General features: G+C 59.2%; 16 protein-coding genes. All 16 read right to left on the bottom strand.

Going from position 1 to position 17,862, the window contains the following annotated elements; genetic code table 11:
* Positions 1-51: 51 nt before the first annotated feature.
* The gene (locus SDD30_RS05410) at positions 52-1,047 is read right to left on the bottom strand and encodes an ABC transporter permease (protein ID WP_434073911.1); all 996 of its coding nucleotides are present in this window, start codon (positions 1,045-1,047) and stop codon (positions 52-54) included.
* Positions 1,048-1,081: 34 nt separating this feature from the next.
* Positions 1,082-2,572, bottom strand: a complete 1,491-nt coding sequence (locus SDD30_RS05405; protein WP_434073910.1) for a sugar ABC transporter ATP-binding protein — start codon at positions 2,570-2,572, stop codon at positions 1,082-1,084.
* Positions 2,554-3,516, bottom strand: coding sequence for a 1-phosphofructokinase (gene pfkB, locus SDD30_RS05400; RefSeq protein ID WP_434073909.1), 963 nt, complete (start codon positions 3,514-3,516; stop codon positions 2,554-2,556). Before pfkB ends, SDD30_RS05405 begins: the two co-directional genes overlap by 19 nt.
* Before the next feature lie 6 nt (positions 3,517-3,522).
* Positions 3,523-4,596 carry a bifunctional phosphoglucose/phosphomannose isomerase gene (locus SDD30_RS05395; protein ID WP_434073908.1) on the bottom strand — a complete coding sequence of 358 codons (1,074 nt, stop codon included), beginning with the start codon at positions 4,594-4,596 and terminating at the stop codon, positions 3,523-3,525.
* 184 nt (positions 4,597-4,780) lie between these two features.
* On the bottom strand, positions 4,781-5,641 hold the full coding sequence (locus tag SDD30_RS05390; protein WP_434073907.1) for a class II fructose-bisphosphate aldolase: 861 nt from the start codon (positions 5,639-5,641) through the stop codon (positions 4,781-4,783).
* A complete protein-coding gene (locus tag SDD30_RS05385) occupies positions 5,629-6,621 on the bottom strand; it encodes an ROK family protein (protein WP_434073906.1) in 993 nt (330 codons plus the stop codon). The genes SDD30_RS05390 and SDD30_RS05385 overlap by 13 nt, the downstream gene beginning before the upstream one ends.
* Before the next feature lie 13 nt (positions 6,622-6,634).
* The gene (locus tag SDD30_RS05380) at positions 6,635-7,399 is read right to left on the bottom strand and encodes a DeoR/GlpR family DNA-binding transcription regulator (protein ID WP_434073905.1); all 765 of its coding nucleotides are present in this window, start codon (positions 7,397-7,399) and stop codon (positions 6,635-6,637) included.
* Between the two features lie 436 nt (positions 7,400-7,835).
* Positions 7,836-10,508 carry a pyruvate, phosphate dikinase gene (gene ppdK, locus SDD30_RS05375; RefSeq protein WP_434073904.1) on the bottom strand — a complete coding sequence of 891 codons (2,673 nt, stop codon included), beginning with the start codon at positions 10,506-10,508 and terminating at the stop codon, positions 7,836-7,838.
* Positions 10,498-11,337 (bottom strand): pyruvate, water dikinase regulatory protein, encoded by an 840-nt coding sequence (locus SDD30_RS05370; protein ID WP_434074025.1) that lies wholly within the window; start codon positions 11,335-11,337, stop codon positions 10,498-10,500. The genes ppdK and SDD30_RS05370 overlap by 11 nt, the downstream gene beginning before the upstream one ends.
* Before the next feature lie 49 nt (positions 11,338-11,386).
* Entirely contained in the window at positions 11,387-12,022 is a 636-nt protein-coding gene (gene ccpN / locus SDD30_RS05365) for a transcriptional regulator CcpN (RefSeq protein WP_434073903.1), read from the bottom strand.
* Between the two features lie 236 nt (positions 12,023-12,258).
* Positions 12,259-14,343 (bottom strand): glycine--tRNA ligase subunit beta, encoded by a 2,085-nt coding sequence (glyS, locus tag SDD30_RS05360; protein WP_434073902.1) that lies wholly within the window; start codon positions 14,341-14,343, stop codon positions 12,259-12,261.
* Between the two features lie 2 nt (positions 14,344-14,345).
* Positions 14,346-15,326: a glycine--tRNA ligase subunit alpha gene (gene glyQ / locus SDD30_RS05355; protein WP_434074024.1), complete on the bottom strand. Its 981-nt coding sequence runs from the start codon at positions 15,324-15,326 to the stop codon at positions 14,346-14,348.
* A gap of 125 nt (positions 15,327-15,451) precedes the next feature.
* Complete coding sequence (locus SDD30_RS05350) at positions 15,452-15,895, bottom strand: DUF4342 domain-containing protein (RefSeq protein WP_434073901.1); 444 nt, start codon at positions 15,893-15,895, stop codon at positions 15,452-15,454.
* Positions 15,867-16,643, bottom strand: a complete 777-nt coding sequence (gene recO, locus SDD30_RS05345; protein WP_434073900.1) for a DNA repair protein RecO — start codon at positions 16,641-16,643, stop codon at positions 15,867-15,869. The genes SDD30_RS05350 and recO overlap by 29 nt, the downstream gene beginning before the upstream one ends.
* Before the next feature lie 81 nt (positions 16,644-16,724).
* The gene (locus SDD30_RS05340; protein WP_434073899.1) at positions 16,725-16,883 is read right to left on the bottom strand and encodes a hypothetical protein; all 159 of its coding nucleotides are present in this window, start codon (positions 16,881-16,883) and stop codon (positions 16,725-16,727) included.
* Between the two features lie 69 nt (positions 16,884-16,952).
* Complete coding sequence (gene era, locus SDD30_RS05335) at positions 16,953-17,858, bottom strand: GTPase Era (protein WP_434073898.1); 906 nt, start codon at positions 17,856-17,858, stop codon at positions 16,953-16,955.
* Between the last annotated feature and the right edge of the window lie 4 nt (positions 17,859-17,862).

The raw sequence follows: 17,862 nt of genomic DNA, 5'->3' as shown, positions 1-17,862 counted from the left end.
TCATTCATCTATTCAAGCCTCAACATCACCTCCTATACAGGTTTTTATTGATCAGCGCCTGGCCCGCAGCTGGTCAATGGCAACACCGAAAAGCAATAACAGACCCCGGGCTATATACTGGTAAAAGGCCGGCACATTGAGAAGATTCAGGCCGTTATCCACTGTACCCATGAGGATCATGCCGAAGACGGTACCGATCATCCGCCCCTGCCCGCCGGCCAGGGCGGTACCACCCAGGATGGCTGCCGTAATGGAATCCATCTCCAGGCCCTGACCGCTTGTCGGTTGACCAGAGGTCATACGGGAGGCGAGGATAATTCCCGTCAATGCGGCCATGGCACCGCTGATAATAAAAACCCGTACCCGGTACTTATCAACATTTATACCTGACAACCTGGCTGCTTCCGGGTTACCGCCGACGACATAGAGTTCACGACCAAATCTGGTATAGTTTAACAGGACGTGAAAAGCTATAAAAATCAATACCAGGATTATAACCGGGTTGGGAATACCCAGAGTCTGCCCTATACCCAGGCCATAGAACTCACGATCAAGTACGCCTATAGCCGAACCGCCACTTACCAGGAAGGCAATTCCCCGTAAGACCGACATGGTGGCCAGGGTGGTAATCAGAGCGTTAATCTTCAACTTGGTAATACTCAATCCATTAAACAATCCCCCAGCCATCCCCACCAGCAAGCCACCTATAATGGCGATTATAATATTATGGCTGGCATTCATCGTTAATACGGCTACTATGCCGGCCAGGGCCGCGGTGGAGCCCACCGACAGGTCGAACCCGCCAGCGATCAAAACTATGGTCTGAGCTGCAGCTACCACTCCGACGTAAGAAATCGACAGGCCGATATTGATGATATTCTGCCAGGATAGAAAATGGGGGGCAATAAAGGCCAGGATTACCCATAACAGGATTACAGCTATAAGAATGCCCATTTGTTCAAATTTAAGAAGACTGCTGGCAAGATTACGTGGTGGCAGTTTTTTGCTTTGATCGCGTTCTTCGGTGGCCTGGTTCATGGCAAGCATGGTGAAAATCACACTCCCAGTTGGAATGATGAAATTATCCTCTCATGGCTAGATCCAGAATCTTTTCTTCACTGGCTTCTTCCCTTTTAAGTTCCCCTACCAGGCGGCCGGCGCGTAGCACCAGAATCCGATCGCTCAATCCCAAGATCTCGGGAAGCTCGGAGGAAACCATGATAATACCTATACCCTGTGCCGCCAGGCTGATTATCAATTCGTAGATCTCGGCCTTGGCCCCGACGTCAATACCCCTGGTGGGCTCGTCGAGGATTAAGACCTGGGGCCATGACGCTAACCACTTGGCCAGAACCACCTTTTGCTGGTTGCCGCCGCTCAGGTTGACAACCTTTTGTTCCCGCGACGGTGTTTTGATGCGCAGGCTGGCGATATAGTCCTCAGTGATTTTGTTTTCTTGCAGCCGTTTGATAAAGGACCAGCGGCTAAGCTTTTTAAGGATGGTAATGGTTACATTCTCCCGTACTGTTAGCCCCAGGATCAATCCCTGGCTTTTCCGGTCTTCGGGGCAAAGGCCCAGACCGGTCTTAATAGCATCTTCAGGGCTATAGAATTTCCATTCTTGGCCATTTAATTTGACAGAACCGCCATCCCGCGGGTCGGCGCCAAAGAGACAGCGCACCATCTCCGTCCTGCCGGCGCCCACCAGCCCGGCGATACCCAAGATCTCGCCCCGGTAGAGGTCGAAACTTATATCCTGCAAGATACCCTGGCGCGACAACCCCCGCACTTCAAGGAGCTTATCCCCTGTTTTATAACATGTTTTTTTCTGAAAGACGTCTTTCAAATCGCGGCCGACCATCATCCTAACCAGACCCTGCTCGTCAGCTTCGTTTACTGCCAGGGTCCTGATGTGTTTCCCGTCCCGTAAAACAGTAATACGGTCGCAAATCCGGAAGATTTCTGGCATCCGGTGGGATACGTAGATAATGGTCATACCCATAGCCTTGAGCCGGCGGATCAGGGCAAAAAAGGGGTCGATTTCTCTAGTGGAAAGGGAAGCAGTCGGTTCATCAAAAGCGATGACCCGGGCATTTCGGCTGTAAGCCTTGAGGATTTCTACCATTTGTTGTTGGGCAACGCTCAGATCACCCAGTCTCGTTTCGGGTTGGAGGTCCAGAGCCAGTTCGGCAATAAGCTGCTGCGCTTTGACCCGCAGTTCCCCCCAGTCAACCAGCTGACCTGTTTTTAAAGGGAGCCTTCCCAGAAAGATGTTTTCAGCAACACTCAGGTAGGGTAAAGACTGTCTTTCCTGGTATAATACACTGATGCCCTTCGCCAGGGCATCGGCGGGGCTGGTCAGTTCCAGGGGTTGCCCGTCCAGGAGAATACTGCCGCCATCAGGCAGGTAATCACCGCTTAATATCTTGAGCAGGGTCGATTTACCAGCGCCGTTTTCACCGATTAAGGCGTGCACATCTCCGGGTGTGACGGTAAAAGTAACATTATCCAGGGCTTTGACACCGGGAAAGCTCTTGAAGATATTCTGAAATTCTAGCTTGCATCCCCGCATTTATTCTTCACCACCTCAACCGGCTGAAATATGATCATTTGCAACAGTTCGTTTACCAACACGTTCTTAACCTGTCCCGTCCCCAAACTGGCGGCGCTGGCAGCAGCAGCAGCGGTGGCCAGCCTGGCTGCAGCTACCACGTCTTCACCTCGCGCCAGGGCGACGGCGAAGCCCGCCACGAAGGCGTCGCCGCAACCGACGGTATTCACCGCCCGGACCTGCGGCGGGATGACCTGGAATAAGCTCTCCCCTGTCCCTATGAGGGCACCTTCTGCTCCCAGGCTAAGGGCGACAACCTCCACCCCGGTGGCCAGGAGTTCCCTGACGAAATCCCGCCGGGCCGTTTCCCCCTCCAGGTGCCTCCCGGTCAGGGCCCCGGCTTCCTGGAGATTGGGTTTGACCATGAAGGGCCTAGATGTTAACCCTTCTTTTAAGGCAGTACCGCTGGTGTCCAGGATTACCCTGGTCCCTTCCTGCTTGACCGCTGCAATCAGCTCGGCGTAAAAGCCGGGCGGTAATCTCCGCGCCAGGCTGCCCGACATGGTGATCACCCGACTGCGGCGGGCCAGGGTTCTTACTTTATCCTTCAACTTCTCCCTATCGGCAAGGCCTACTTCCGGCCCCGGTTCCAGCAGTTCCGTCTGGCTTTTGCCGGTCGGGTCCAAGATATTCAGGCAAATACGCGATTCACCGACTACATGAACAAAATCTCCCTTAATCCCTTCTACTGCCAGGCTTTCCTCAATAAACCGGCCATTATGGCCGCCCAGGAAACCGGTAGCCACCACTTCTTCACCCAAGGCCTTAACCACCCGGGCGACATTCAGTCCCTTCCCGCCGGCCTGGGCCATGACGCGCTGGACGCGGAAGACCCCGTTGAGGCTAAAATTTTCCACTATATAGGTCTTATCAATAGCGGCATTGACGGTAACCGTGGTAATCATCTAGAGTTACTCCCCGGCGGCCATTTTGCGCTTGAACAGGTCGATGACTTCCACCGGCGTCGGGTCCACGCCCCGGATCAGGGCCAGGTACAGGGTGATGAAGTCGCCCAGGTAAACCAGGGAAAAGAGGCGCGCCAGGCGGGACTCACCCTGGGAGCTGACCTCCCTCACCCCGGCGGCCCGGTGGTGCAGGATCTCCTGAGAGGTGGCCAGGCGCCGCCGGATCTTGTCGCTATCTTCAATATCCCGCAGGAAGGTGAAGTAAAAACGCTTCAAGTAAGCGCTAGGGGCGTCCCAGCCGACGGCTTCGTCGTGGTGCAGGTTGGGGATGGCATTGTACATGGCAATCAGTTTGCTGTTTTCCCCCATCTGGTTTTTCCAGCGCCAGGCGATGGCATCGGTCAGGGGTAGGGAGCCGTAAATGATGGGTACATAGCCGTCCATCTCCATAGCCATGGTTTTGGCCAGGTTGTTCTTGGCCGGTATGGCCGGGCCGTAATGGCCGGCCAGGACTTTTAACAGGGCGATGGTTTCCCTGACCTCCGCCGTTTTATCCGGCACCAGGCCCAGCTGCTGCAGCAGGCCCAGCAGGGGCAAAAAGATGTAGCCCAGGGCGATGCGCGGCATCATGCCGCCGGGGATAATGAGCACCGGATGGCTCTTCTCCCGGGCCCGGGTGAGGAGTTTGCCCCCAGCTGTTATGACCACAGCTTTAGCCCCTACGGCGGCGGCCAGGTCATAGGCGCTTAAAATTTCCTCCGTATTACCCGAGTGGCTGACGACGATCGCCAGGGTATGTTCATCAACCCAGGCCGGGATGGTGTAGCCCTGGTTCAAGACCAGGGGTACCCGCAATTCGTCAAAGAGATAGGACTGTAAAAGGCTGACGCTGGCTGCCGAGCCGCCCCCGGTGGCCAGGACGATAATGTGGCGTATCTCCCCGGCCGGCAGGATGGATGGCCATTTCCCGGCCAGTTCCCAGCCGTCGGCAAACTGGCGGTGGTAGTCGACGGTATCCGGGAGGGCCCTGGCGCTGTCCAGTTGTTGTAAAGCTTGCAGGTCATCAAGATCGATGTACATTATGGCAATCCGCTCCTTAGTGAGAGGTGGGATGTGAGAGGTTAGATGTGAGATGCCTGTAAAAACTGGCTACGCCAGTTTCAGATTAAAGCCTGCCCTACTATCGTATCTCCCGTTTACTGGTAGCAATTCGTCGGCACGAGTGGCTCTATCTGTTGAAACCGGGCTGCGTCGTTTCCTGATATCAGGTCTGTACCCGACCGGCGGCGCCGCAGAGGCGCATTTTCGCCAGGGCTGTTTCTTTGACGGCTTCCCGGGCCGGGGTAAAATAACGGCGCGGGTCGGTTTCTTCCGGATTGGCGGCCAGGGTTTCCCGTAAACGCGCGGCCAGCACCAGTTTTAAGTCGGTAGCGATGTTTATCTTGCTGATGCCCAGCGCGATGCAGCGGGCTACGGCGGTATCGGGCAGCCCGGAAGCACCGTGGAGGACCAGGGGGAGGTTTACCCTGGCGGCTATTTCCTGCAGCCGTTCAAAATCCAGGCGCGGCTCGCCCCGGTAGACGCCGTGGGCGGTGCCGATGGCAACAGCCAGGGAGTCAATACCGGTCGCGGCGGCAAAAGTTGCCGCTTCATCCGGATCAGTGTAATATACTGCTTCTGCATCGACGGCCAGTTCATCCTCCCGGCCGCCCAGGCGGCCCAGCTCGGCTTCTACGGCTGCTCCTTTTTCCCGCGCCATGGCGACCACCTGGCGGGTGCGGGTGATATTTTCCTCCAGGGGCAGGGTTGAACCGTCGAACATGACGGAGGTGAAACCCGCCTCCAGGCAGGTGCCGATAAGGTCTATATCAATAGCGTGATCCAGGTGCAGGACTACGGGTACGGCCGCCTGCCGGGCGGCCACCCGGGCCATGGCCACCAGGTAATCGGCTCCTGCATATTTAACCGTCCCCGGGGTGGCCTGGAGGATCACCGGCGCGCCGGCTGCTACCGCAGCGGCCACCACCGCCTGCAGGGTCTCCAGGTTATGGATGTTAAAGGCACCGACGGCATAGCCGCCCTGCCGGGCTTGTTCCAGCATTGCCCGCGGGTTTACCAGGTCCATGTTGCTCTTTCCTCTCCCAGCATGAATTCTTTCCTGGCGATGGCCGCGGCGCCGGTGGCCCCAGCAAGGTCACCCAGTTCCGCTGCTACGATTTCCACTTCCCGGTTCAGGGGCATGGCCCGCTCCCGGACTACCCGCCGTACCGGTGCCAGTAGGAGTTCCCCGGCACCCATGACCCCGCCTCCCAGGACGATGCGCTGGGGGTTGAGGATATTGGCCAGGCCGGCCAGGGCGATACCCAGGTACACGGCTGTTTCTTTGATAACCTGCTCGGCCGCCTGATCGCCCCGGGCGGCGGCCTGGCAGACCATGGCAGCGGTAATGCTGCCGGCATCGCCATGGGCCAGGTCCAGGACCAGGCTCGCAGCCCCCGCCGCGATGGCCGCCCGCATACGGCGGGCGATGCCCCGGCCGGAGGCGTACATTTCCAGGCAGCCATAGTTACCGCAGCTGCAGCGGGGGCCGTCTTTTTCCACCGTTACGTGACCTATTTCGCCGGCGCTTTCATCGCGGCCCGTGTACAATTTATCCTGGATAAAGATACCCGCCCCAATGCCCGTCCCCAGGGTCAAACAGATTACGTCTTCCCTATCCCTCCCGGCGCCCAGGAGTTTTTCCCCCCAGGCGGCCATACGCACGTCATTATCGATTAAGACCGGGACACCGGTTCCCGCGGCTACCAGCCCGGCTACGGGGATGTCCCGCCAGCCCGGCAGGTTGGGCGAAAATACCGACCTGCCCTCGCGGCTGTTGACCAGGCCCGGGACGCCCAGGCCAATGCCGCGGAGCTGTTGGGCTGTTATGCTATTTTTATCCATTAAGAATTTAGTTAAAGAAATAATACGATTGATAACTTCTGCCGGCCCCCGGGCTGCTTCCGTGGGCCAGGTTACCCAGCCATGGGTCTGCCCTTCGGCGTCCATGAAGATAGCCGAGATATTGGTACCACCCAGGTCGATCCCAGCAACGTATTGCGTCATGGCTTACCTCCAATCAGACAACAATTACATCTACTCCCCGGCGCGCTAATTCTTCTATAAATTCCGGTGGGGCGGCGCTGTCGGTAATGAGGGTGGTTACGTCTCCGATGGAGGCGAAACGCGATAAAGCCACCCGGCCGATTTTGGAGTGGTCGGCCAGGACGATTATTGCGTCGGCAGCCTGGACCATCAGGCTGTTGGTATGGGCTTCGGTCATATTTGGTGTCGTCAGGCCGTGTTCGATGCTGATACCGTTGACGCCCAGAAAAGCCTTCTGAACATGAACCTCCCTTAATACCTTTTCGGTGAGGGAACCGACCATGGCGTAGGAACGGGTACGCATGTTGCCGCCGGTGAGGACCAGGTTGATGCCCTCGCTCTGGGCCAGTTCCATGGCGATGTTGACGGTATTGGTGACGACCGTCAAATGCTGGCGGTCTTTAAGGAGTTGGGCCAAGGCAGTAACGGTAGTACCGGCATTGAGGAGGATGGTATCGCCGTCTTGTACCAATTCAGCTGCTTTGCGGGCGATGGCCAGTTTCTCCGCCGGAAATTTATCCTTTTTTTCGTTAAATGACGGTTCTTCTTCACTGCCCCCACTTACAGGTACAGCGCCCCCATGGGTGCGGGCGAGGAGGCCCTCCTTTTCCAGGCTGCTGAGATCCCGGCGGATGGTCATGGGCGATACGCCCAGTTCCCGGCTGAGGTCGGTGACGCTTAAAGGTGTTCCTGAGCTTATTTTATCGATAATGATCTTGCGCCGTTGTACTGAGATCATAAAGCCTCCGTACCGTTCCTTTTTGTTAGTTATTGTTCTTGTGCTATAACATATTCGCCAAATATCGCACATCTCCTGCTGGTTGATTAATTTTTTTTAAAAAAATTTATGACCGCGTTGAAGAGAAGATATATGCCCAACTAGTACAGTTATCCTCTGTAAATAGAGTTCTGCCAACAAAGGAATATCCTTTCCGGGTTAGGCGGGCCATATCCCTCCGGCTGCTGGAGGCGCGGGTGTTAGACTTCATAGGCGGCCCCTTATAACGCCCCGTTGGTGCAATAGGTTTTATTATGGAAGGAGCCCCAACAAAAAAGCTGCCGCCGGCACGGTCATAAGGACCGGACCGGTGGCAGCTTTATAGGCAGGTTGCCTGCAGCCCTGATAATAGAGGGCCAGGCCCAAAAGGGAGCCCATAGATCTAGGGGCCAGGGGCTTATTCCCCTTTACGCGCGTCGGCGGCTTTCTTTTCCTTCAAAGCGGCCTGGGCGGCGGCGAGTCTAGCCACCGGCACCCGGAAGGGCGAGCAGCTGACGTAATTGAGGCCGATCTGGTGGCAAAACTCCACCGAGCTGGGTTCGCCGCCGTGCTCGCCGCAGATGCCGATTTCCAGCTGCGGGTTGCTGCCGCGGCCCAGTTCCACGGCCATCTGCATGAATTTGCCGACGCCGTCGCGGTCGAGGACGATGAAGGGATCGTCCTTTAGGATCTTCTCGTCCACGTACTGGTGCAGGAATTTGCCCTCGGCGTCGTCGCGGCTGAAACCGAAGGTGGTCTGGGTCAGGTCGTTGGTGCCGAAGGAGAAGAACTCGGCCTCTTTAGCAATCGCGTCGGCCGTGGCGCAGGCCCGGGGCATCTCGATCATGGTGCCGACTTTGTAGTTGAAGTCGACGCCGGTTTCCTGCTTCACGGCCGCGGCTACCTCGTCGACCATGGCATGGAGGCGCTGGAGCTCATTGACGTGGATGACCAGGGGGATCTCCACCTCCGGCAGGACCTTAATACCCTCTTTAACCAGCTGGGCCACGGCCTGAAAGATGGCCCGCACCTGCATGGCGTAAATCTCCGGATAGGTAATCCCCAAGCGGCAGCCGCGGTGGCCGAGCATGGGGTTGAACTCGTGGCGGGCCCGGACCTCGCGCAGGAGGGCTCGCTTGGCTTCCAGCTCTTTCGCATCACCGCCGGTGGCCTGAAGGCGGGTAACGTCCACCAGGAGTTCTTCGATATTAGGCAGGAACTCGTGCAGGGGCGGGTCGAGAAGCCGGATGGTCACCGGCAGGCCTGCCATGGCCTTTAAAATCCCGTAAAAGTCGCCCTGCTGCATGGGCAGGAGCTTAGCCAGGGCCGCTTCGCGTTCTTCTTTAGTTTTGGCCAGGATCATCTCTTGCACCACAGGTAGGCGGTCGACCTGCATGAACATGTGCTCTGTACGGGTGAGGCCGATACCTTCGGCGCCGAATTCCCGGGAGCGCCTGGCGTCTTCCGGCGTATCGGCGTTAGCGCGGACTTTGAGACGCCGGAAGGAATCGGCCCATGCCAGGATGGTTTCGAACTCGCCGCTGAGCTGGGGATCGATCAGGGGCACCTCGCCCAGGATGACGTTGCCGGTGGCACCGTCGATGGAGATGATGTCGCCTTCTTGGACCACCAGGTCGCCAATAAAGAAACGTTTGCCCTCGACGTCGATTTTAATGGCATCGCAGCCGGTCACGGCCGGTTTACCCATGCCCCGGGCCACCACCGCTGCGTGGCTGGTCATGCCGCCGCGGGCCGTGAGGACGCCCTGGGCCTGGACAATACCGTGGATATCGTCAGGAGTGGTCTCGGTCCGTACCAGGACGACCTTCTGCCCGTCCAGGCCCATCTTTTCGGCCTGGTCGGCGTCGAAGACTACCTGGCCGGAGGCGGCACCCGGGGAAGCCGGCAGGCCCTTGGCCACAACCTCGAGCTTGGCGCCGGGGTCGATACGGCGGTGCATGAGCTGGCCCAGCTGGTCGGCGTCAACGCGCAGAACGGCTTCTTCTTTGGTAATGAGGCCTTCGTTCACCATATCCACGGCGATCTTGACGGCCGCAGCCGCCGTGCGTTTGCCGTTACGGGTCTGGAGGATAAAGAGCTTGCCTTTTTCGATGGTAAACTCGATATCCTGCATATCGCGGTAGTGTTTCTCCAGCAGCTGGCAGGTATTTTCAAACTGGCGGTAGACCTCCGGCATCTCTTCCTTCAGGTTGCTGATGGGCTTGGGGGTACGGATGCCGGCCACCACGTCTTCACCCTGGGCGTTGAGGAGGTATTCGCCGTACACGCCCTTCGCGCCGGTGGAGGGGTTGCGGGTGAAGGCCACGCCGGTGCCGCTGGTGGGTCCCATGTTGCCGAAGGCCATGGTTTGGACGTTGACGGCGGTGCCCAGATCATCGGGGATCTTGTTGATCTTGCGGTAGACAATGGCCCGGGGGTTGTTCCAGGAGCCGAAGACGGCCCTGATGGCCATGTACATCTGCTCTTGGGGGTCCTGGGGGAAATCCCGCCCGCTCTTATTCTTGACAACGTCTTTATACTCGGCAATGACTTCCCGCAGGGCGCCCGGGGTTAATTCGTGGTCAAACTTTACCCCCAGGCGCTCCTTATGTTTCTCCAGGACGGCTTCAAAGTTGTTATGTTCGATACCCAGGACGACGTTGCCGAACATCTGGATGAAACGGCGATAGCAGTCCAGGGCGAAACGCTCGTCGCCTGTTTGGGCAATCAAGCCTTTAACGGAGTTGTCGTTCAGGCCCAGGTTTAGGATGGTGTCCATCATGCCGGGCATGGAAACCGGGGCGCCGGAACGTACGGAGACGAGAAGGGGGTTCTCGGGGTCACCCAATTTCTTGCCGTTAATCCGCTCCAGATCCTGCAGGCGGGCGGCGACTTCCTCCTCCAGCCCGGCAGGGAATTTCTGGCCCAGGCGGTTGTATTCATTGCAGGCCTCGCAGGTAATGGTGAGGCCCTGGGGCACCGGCAGGCCGATGTTGGTCATCTCGGCGAGATTGGCCCCTTTGCCGCCGAGGAGCAGGCGCATATCGGCCCGGCCCTCGCTGAACAGGTAGACGTACTTTTTACTTGCCATGTTTTTCCCTCCGATAGTAAATTTGGAGTATTTTACCGGCCGTCTCTTCGACAGCCTTGTTGGTAACGTCGATAACCGGGCATTCCAGCCGTTCCATAACCTGGCGGGCGTAGGCCAGTTCCTCTTCGATGCGCTCCCGGGTGGCGTAACCGGCCGGTCCCGGCAGGCCCAGAGTACGCAGGCGCTCCTGGCGGATCTGGTAGAGTTGCCCGGCGTCAATGGTCAGCCCTATTATCTTTTCCGGCGGCAGGTTAAGCAATTCCCCCGGCAGGGGCACCTCCGGCACCAGGGCCAGATTGGCCGCCCGCAGGCGCTTGTGGGCCAGGTACATACACACCGGCGTTTTGGAGGTTCGGGACACCCCGATAAGGACCAGGTCGGCGTGATGCAGGCCCCGGATATCCTTACCGTTGTCGTATTTAACGGCGAAATCGATGGCCTCCATCTTATGGAAGTAATCTTCGTCGGTCCGGCGGATGAGGCCCGGCTCCAGCCGGGGCTTGCCCCCCGTCACCCGAGCGATGGCATCCATCAGGGGCCCCAAAAGGTCTACTGCCGCCAGGTCCCGGGCTGCCGCCAATTCCAGGAGCTTCGCTTTCAAATCCGGCAGCACCAGGGTAAAGGCGATGATCCCTTTTTCCTGGGCGACTTCGTTGATAATCTCCTCCAGGTGATCAGGGTCGGTAACGTAGGGTACCCGGCGAATATCCAGCCCGCCGCCGTCGAACTGGCTGGCCGCCGCCCGGGCGACGTATTCGGCCGTCTCCCCCAGGGAGTCTGAGATTACATAGATTACGCCGATGGGTAAACCCTCCCTCCAAAATATGATGTAAGTGGCGTTATGTTGCCATAAGGGGTTCCTGCGGTGATACGGGTAATCAGTGGTTGCCCTCCCCCAGTTCGACAAAGAGTCTGGTAATGGTGGTCTTGGTCAGGCGGCCGACGACCTTCAGCTTCGGTGGCGACCCGGCCACCGGGCGGACAACCGGCAGGGCGTCCACTTCATGTTCGATGATCTTGCGAGCTGCGGCCAGGACCGGTTCCTCCGGCGTAGTGCAGATGATGTTGGGCCTCCTGGTCATGATAACCGAAACCGGCATTTTCTGCAGGTCGCCGCCGCCGATGGCCGCTTTGAGGAGGTCTTTACGGGAAACGACCCCCTCCAGGTGCCCATTCGCGTCCACCACCATCAGGGTACCCACGTCCTCCAGAAACATGGAGACAATGGCCTCATAAACCGAGGCCTCACTCCGGATAACCCGGGGCAGGCCCTTGATGTCGCCTACCCTTATTTTTTTGATCTCTTCGGCCACCAGGGCCTGGGTGGGTTTGCTGCTTAAAAAGTACCCTACCCGGGGGCGGGCCTCCAGGATACCGGCCATGATCAAGATGGTCAGGTCAGGGCGCAGGGCAGCGCGGGTAAGATTGAGTTCTGCCGCAATCTGCTGGCTGGTGATGGGCCCGGAACGCTTAACAATGGCTACTATCTGCTCCTGTCGCGGGGAAAGCTGCACCCCCTATTCCTCCCCCATTAATGGAAGTTGGAGGTGCGAAGTGAGGGGTGGGCGCCGGGGTTGGAACTGGCTACGCCAGTTCCTGATTAAAACCCTTCGGCGTCCGCCATCTTCTTGTGCCAGCTGATCCCAGCCAGGCATCATAAGGAATTCCTCCCGGGCCCCTGCCCTGCATGTATACTTTGTAATGTATACCACATACGCCGCCTTTTTCCTCCCTGCATACCAAATTTTTTTTACGATACCAGGCGGGAGAAATCAGCCACCTGGAAAACCAGGTTGACGACCTCCTGGAGGAGGGCCAGGCGGTTCTGGCGTACAGACAGATCAGGGTCCATGACCAGGATGTTAGCAAAGAAGGTATCAATGGGTTCCTGCAGGGCGGCCATGGCCTTTAACGCCCCCAGATAGTCCCCCGTCCTGAGGCGGGGTTCGGCCTGCTGCCGGGCTGCAGCCAGGGCGTGGCTGAGATCCCTTTCCGCCTTTTCCTGCAGGGCCTCCAGGCGCAGCTGGTACTGTTCCCCGGCCTGGCGGGCCAGGTTAAAGGCCCGGGTGAAGCCCGTCTGCAGGGCGGCAAAACCCTCCTCTTCCCGGAAGGCACTTAAATCCCTGGTACGGTGGTAGGCGTCGGCCAGGTCGTCACTGCCGGCGGCCAGGCAGGCCTGGATCACGTCAAAGCGGTAACCCTTTTCTGTCAGGAGGTGCTCCAACCGCTGCCGGCAAAAGGCAGTAAGCTGCTCCTGGACGGCTGCCAGGGGCTGGTCCAGGTGAATACCACCGGCAGTATAGCCTTCATAAGCGGCGGCGATGGCCGCTGCGAGGGAGAATTTCAGATCCAGCTCCACGGCCATGGTCACCACCCCGGTGGCCTGGCGCCGCAGGGCATAGGGGTCCTGGGAACCCGTGGGGATCAGGCCGGCGCCAAAGCAGCCCACCAGGGTGTCCAGGCGGTCGGCCAGGCCGGTGACCATGCCCGTCAGGGAGTCCGGCAGCCGGTCGCCGGCGAAACGCGGCCAATAGTGCTGGCGAATACCCTGGCAGATCTCGGCCTTCTCACCGTCATGGGCGGCGTAATAAGAACCCATGATGCCCTGGAGTTCAGGGAACTCATAGACCATGGCCGTAACCAGGTCCGCCTTGGCGAGTTCGGCCGTACGCTCAATCAGGGGAGCCAGTTCGGCGGGCAGGTCCAGGGTACGGGCCAGGGTGACCGCCAGGCGTTGCAGGCGCCGGGTCTTGGCCAGCATGGTGCCCAGGCTCTCCTGGAAGACGATTTCCTCCAATTTGGCCACCCGGGACGTTAGGGGTTCCTGCCGGTCTTCCTGATAGAAGAAGGCGGCGTCGGCCAGCCGGGCCGCCAGCACCCTTTCGTTGCCCCGGCTGATGTTGTCCAGGTGGTCGGCGGTGCCGTTGTGGACGGTGATAAACCGGGGTAAAAGCTCACCCTGGTCGTTCCAGACGGGGAAGTAGCGCTGGTGATCGCGCATGGGCGTGATCACTACCTCCCGCGGTAGCTTTAAGTACTCGGGGTTAAAGTGGCCGGCCAGGGCAGTGGGGTACTCCAGCAGGTAGGTAATCTCCTCCAGGAGCTCGGGATCCCTCTCCACCCGGCCCCCTTCCCGGGCCGCCAGGCTGGTAACCTGTTCCCAGATCAGCTGGCGGCGGCGGTGCTGGTCCACCAGGACGTAATTATCTTCTAAAACCCGGAAGTAATCCCCGGCCGTCGCCACCCGGTGGGGACCGGGGGCCAGGAAGCGATGGCCGTAGGTCCGGTTACCGGCAGTCAGGCCGGCCAGTTCCAGGGGGATGACCTGGCTGCCGAAGAGGGCCAGGAGCCAGCGGATGGGCCGGGCGAAGCGCATCTCCAGGGAACCCCAGCGCATGGGTTTAGGGAAATTTAAGGCGAGGACCACTGCCAGGAGGAGTTCCGGCAGGACGGCCAGGGCCGGCCGGCCCGCTTCCCGCTTAACGGCAAAAACGTATTCGCCACCGTTGTACGAGCGGGTAACCAGCTGGTCGACGCCGACCCCGGCACTCCGGGCAAAACCCAGGGCCGCCTTCGTCGGCTGGCCGTCGCCGGTGAAGGCTACTTTAACCGGTGGCCCCTTGATCTCCTGCACCAGCTCCTCCTGTTCTTCGGCCAGGGCGGTTAGATAAAGGGCCAGGCGCCGGGGCGTACCGTAGGCGGCCACTTTCTGGCAGGTCAGGCGGTTCTCCTGCAGGAGCCGGCCGGCCGCGACGGCCATTTGCTCCAGGGCCGGGTTCATAAAGCGCGCCGGGATCTCTTCGGTACCAATCTCGAAAATCAGATCGCGGGCCATGGCTATCCCTCCTTCACATCGTGGGCGTCTTTACGCTCCCGGCCGGCCACCACAGCCGCCGGCCCAGTTTTGGCAGCCGGTCCGAGGCCTGGAGAGGTGCCATTGGGCACCGGTTGATCCTTTAATAGGGGATAGCCCAATTTCTCCCTTTGCTCCAGGTAGGCGGCGGCACAGAGGCGGGCCAGGTGGCGCACCCGGCCGATGTAGGCCGTCCGCTCGGTGACGCTGATGGCCCCGCGGGCATCCAGGAGGTTGAAGGTATGGGAACACTTGAGGGCATAGTCGTAGGCCGGCTGGACCAGCCCCTTTTCTACCACCCGCATGGCCTCGGCCTCGTAGGCGTTAAAGAGGCCGGCCAGCATCGAGGTGTCGGCCACGGTAAAGTTATAGTGGGAGTAGTCGACCTCCGTCTGGTGGTGGACGTCGCCGTAGGTGATGCCGTCAATCCATTCGATATCGTAAACGCTGTTGACCTGCTGGATATACATGGCCAGGCGTTCCAGGCCGTAGGTGATCTCAGCGCTGACGGGACGGCAGTCAAAGCCGCCACACTGTTGGAAGTAGGTAAACTGGGTGATCTCCATGCCGTCCAGCCAGACCTCCCAGCCCAGGCCCCAGGCCCCCAGGGTGGGGGACTCCCAGTTGTCTTCGACAAAGCGGATGTCATGTTCCCGGGGATTGATGCCGATGGCCTCCAGGCTCTGGAGGTAGAGATCCTGGACGTTGTCCGGGGATGGTTTCAGGATTACCTGGTACTGGTAGTAGTGCTGGAGGCGGTTGGGGTTCTCGCCGTAGCGGCCGTCCGTCGGCCGGCGGGAGGGTTCGACGTAGGCTACCCGCCAGGGTTCCGGACCCAGGGCGCGCAAAAAAGTAGCCGGGTTCATGGTGCCGGCGCCTTTTTCCAGGTCATAGGGCTGCTGGATAACGCAACCCCGGGCGGCCCAGTACTGTTGCAGGGTCATGATGAGTTCCTGGAAGTTCAAGTACTCCTTCTCCCTTCTCATAAAAGAGGCTCCCGCCCTGCCAGGGACGGGAGCTCGCTCGCCGTTACCAAGATACCGGCCGGCCCCTGGCCAGCCTCAATGATAATAATTTAGCAAAGGAGGCGCTATTTGTCAACTTGCTCCTCCTCGGGCACCAGGGCATGTTCCTCTACCCGGCCGTCGGGCCTCTCCACCTCCAGGGTATAGCGGTTGAAAAGGGCCGCTACGGTACTCAAGCCAGCCAGGACGGCCAGCTCGCTGCTGGCCAGGACCCCCAGGATCCCCAGGGCCCCGGCCGTGGCCGGGATCTCGGCCACGGTTTTACCGTCCTTCTTGACCTTAATGCGGGTCACGTTACCCTGGTGCAGGATGTCTCGCAGGCGCTCCATGAATTTGGTACTCCAGTTTCCCAGGGTACTCTGGGTTTCCTCCCGGACGCCCTCTTCATACTGGATCAGGGCTGCCAGCAGGTCACCCCCGGTCCGATCCAGGGTTTCCTTCGCTTCCCGGTAGCTCAGTCCCAGGCGTTGGCGCAGCTGATCAATTTTTTCCAGGTCTGTCAATGGCATCACCCCCTAATTCGTTGATAAAGGCACGGGATCGCAGTCGCCTGTCTAAATAGTATTCCAAAAAAGCCGGCATAACTTCCCCCAGTTCCCGCATCAAGGGGGAGCTGACCTGCAATCTTTTTAAATACTGCCAGTGCAGGCGGCTTAGCTGCTGCCAGGTCTTGAGACTCCCCCGGGATAACAGGAATTCCCGGCCCTGGTGACCCTGACAGTTAGGGCAGAGGGCACCGCCGGCGGCCGGAGCGATAGCTACCCGGCCGCAGCCCGCTAACGTCCCCTGGCAGGCGGCGCAGGCATCCAGACACGGCTCCAACCCCAGGATCTTCAGGGTCCGGGCTTCAAAGGCCCGGCAGACCAAATCCGGCTCCAGTTCCCCCAGGTTCTCCAGGCCCTGCTGCAGGAGCAGGTACATAGCCTGGTTCACCTGACCGGGCATGACGACGTTGTCGGCGATCTCCACCAGGTAATAGGCCCGGGCCATACGTTTTAAATCCTGGCGCAGGGGGGCGAAGATCTCCTGGACCTCGCATTGGGTGACAGTGGCCAGGTTCTTGCCGGCGTAAAATAAAAAGCGGGACCGGCAAAGCTGCTGGGTACCGCTACGCAGGCTGCTGTGGGGTTTACGCACCCCCTTCACGATGGCTTCGATCTTACCGTGGCTGCGAGTAAGGATGGTTAACAACCGGGCCGTCTCCTGGTAGTCGCGACCCTTCAACACAATGCCTTCGGCCTGAAAGAGTCCCGGCATAGGTCTTCACCTTCTTGCCTTTTTAACCCGGACGGGCCCGGGGCAGCAGGCAGGCGAAGGACGCCCACCATGCAATAAGTTTTACTCGTCATTGATACCAGGCTGGTCGTTGACATTAACCAGCTCAACGGGAGCGAAGCCGCCCCCCTGCAGGCTGTCGTGGTAAAGGAGGTAGGCTTCGATGCTTCCCGTGAGGATAAATAAATGCCACCAGGCTTCGCTTATTTCCATGGGTGTCATCCCTTCCGCGTTTCTCCCTGCCGGGCACTAGATAGACTGGTCCCAAAAGCAAAGCCCTATACTGGTGTTCTACTGGATGAGGCGCCGATCATAACCCAGCTGGCGCAGGGTCAACTCCTGGCGGCGCCAGTTTTTCTTGACTCGCACCCGTAAATTTAGAAAAATTTTACTGCCCAGGAGGGACTCAATCTCCCGGCGGGCCTGGCCGCCGATCTCTTTGAGGCGCTGCCCGCCGGCGCCGATGATAATCCCCTTCTGGGAATCCCGCTCCACATAGATTACCGCGTCGACGTACAGGTAACCATTGGGCCGCGCGACTATCTCTGCCACCACCACGGCTACAGCATGGGGTACCTCTTCCCTGGTGGTCTGGAGTACTTTCTCCCGGATGAGCTCGGCCATGACGAACTTCTCCGGTTGATCGGTGACCATCTCCGGCGGGTAGTACTGGGGCCCGGGAGGCAGGTAACTAACGATAAGTTCCGGTAAGGTGTCCAGGTTGGTACCGTCCAGGGCCGATACCGCCCGTACGGCCGCCACGTCCAGGCGGGCGCGGAAAAACTCCTCCCGCTGGACGAGGGTAGGACCGGCCACCAGGTCCATTTTATTAAGGACAAGGATTACCGGTACTGCCACTGCCTGCAACTGGGCGATGATATACTTCTCGCCGGCACCGGGTTCCTCCGCCGCGTCGACAACGTAAAGGACGACATCAACTTCATCCAGGGTGTTGCGGGCCACGGTGACCATATACTCCCCCAGCTGGTGGTGGGGTTTATGGAGGCCCGGAGTATCCAGAAAAACAATCTGGTAGGCCGCGCCAGTCAGGACCCCCAGGATCTTATTTCTGGTCGTTTGGGGCTTAGCGGACATGATGGCTACCTTCTGCCCTACCAGCCGGTTGAGGAGGGTGGACTTACCGGCATTGGGCCGGCCGATCAGCCCGGCAAATCCGGAACGAAATTCCCCGGACACCAAA

This window comes from Moorella naiadis (nom. illeg.), assembly GCF_051020825.1.
GTDB classification, from domain to species: Bacteria; Bacillota; DSM-521; order Neomoorellales; family Neomoorellaceae; genus Neomoorella; species Neomoorella naiadis.
Note: the sequence above shows the minus strand (reverse complement) of the source record. Positions and strands in the feature narration are given on the sequence as shown.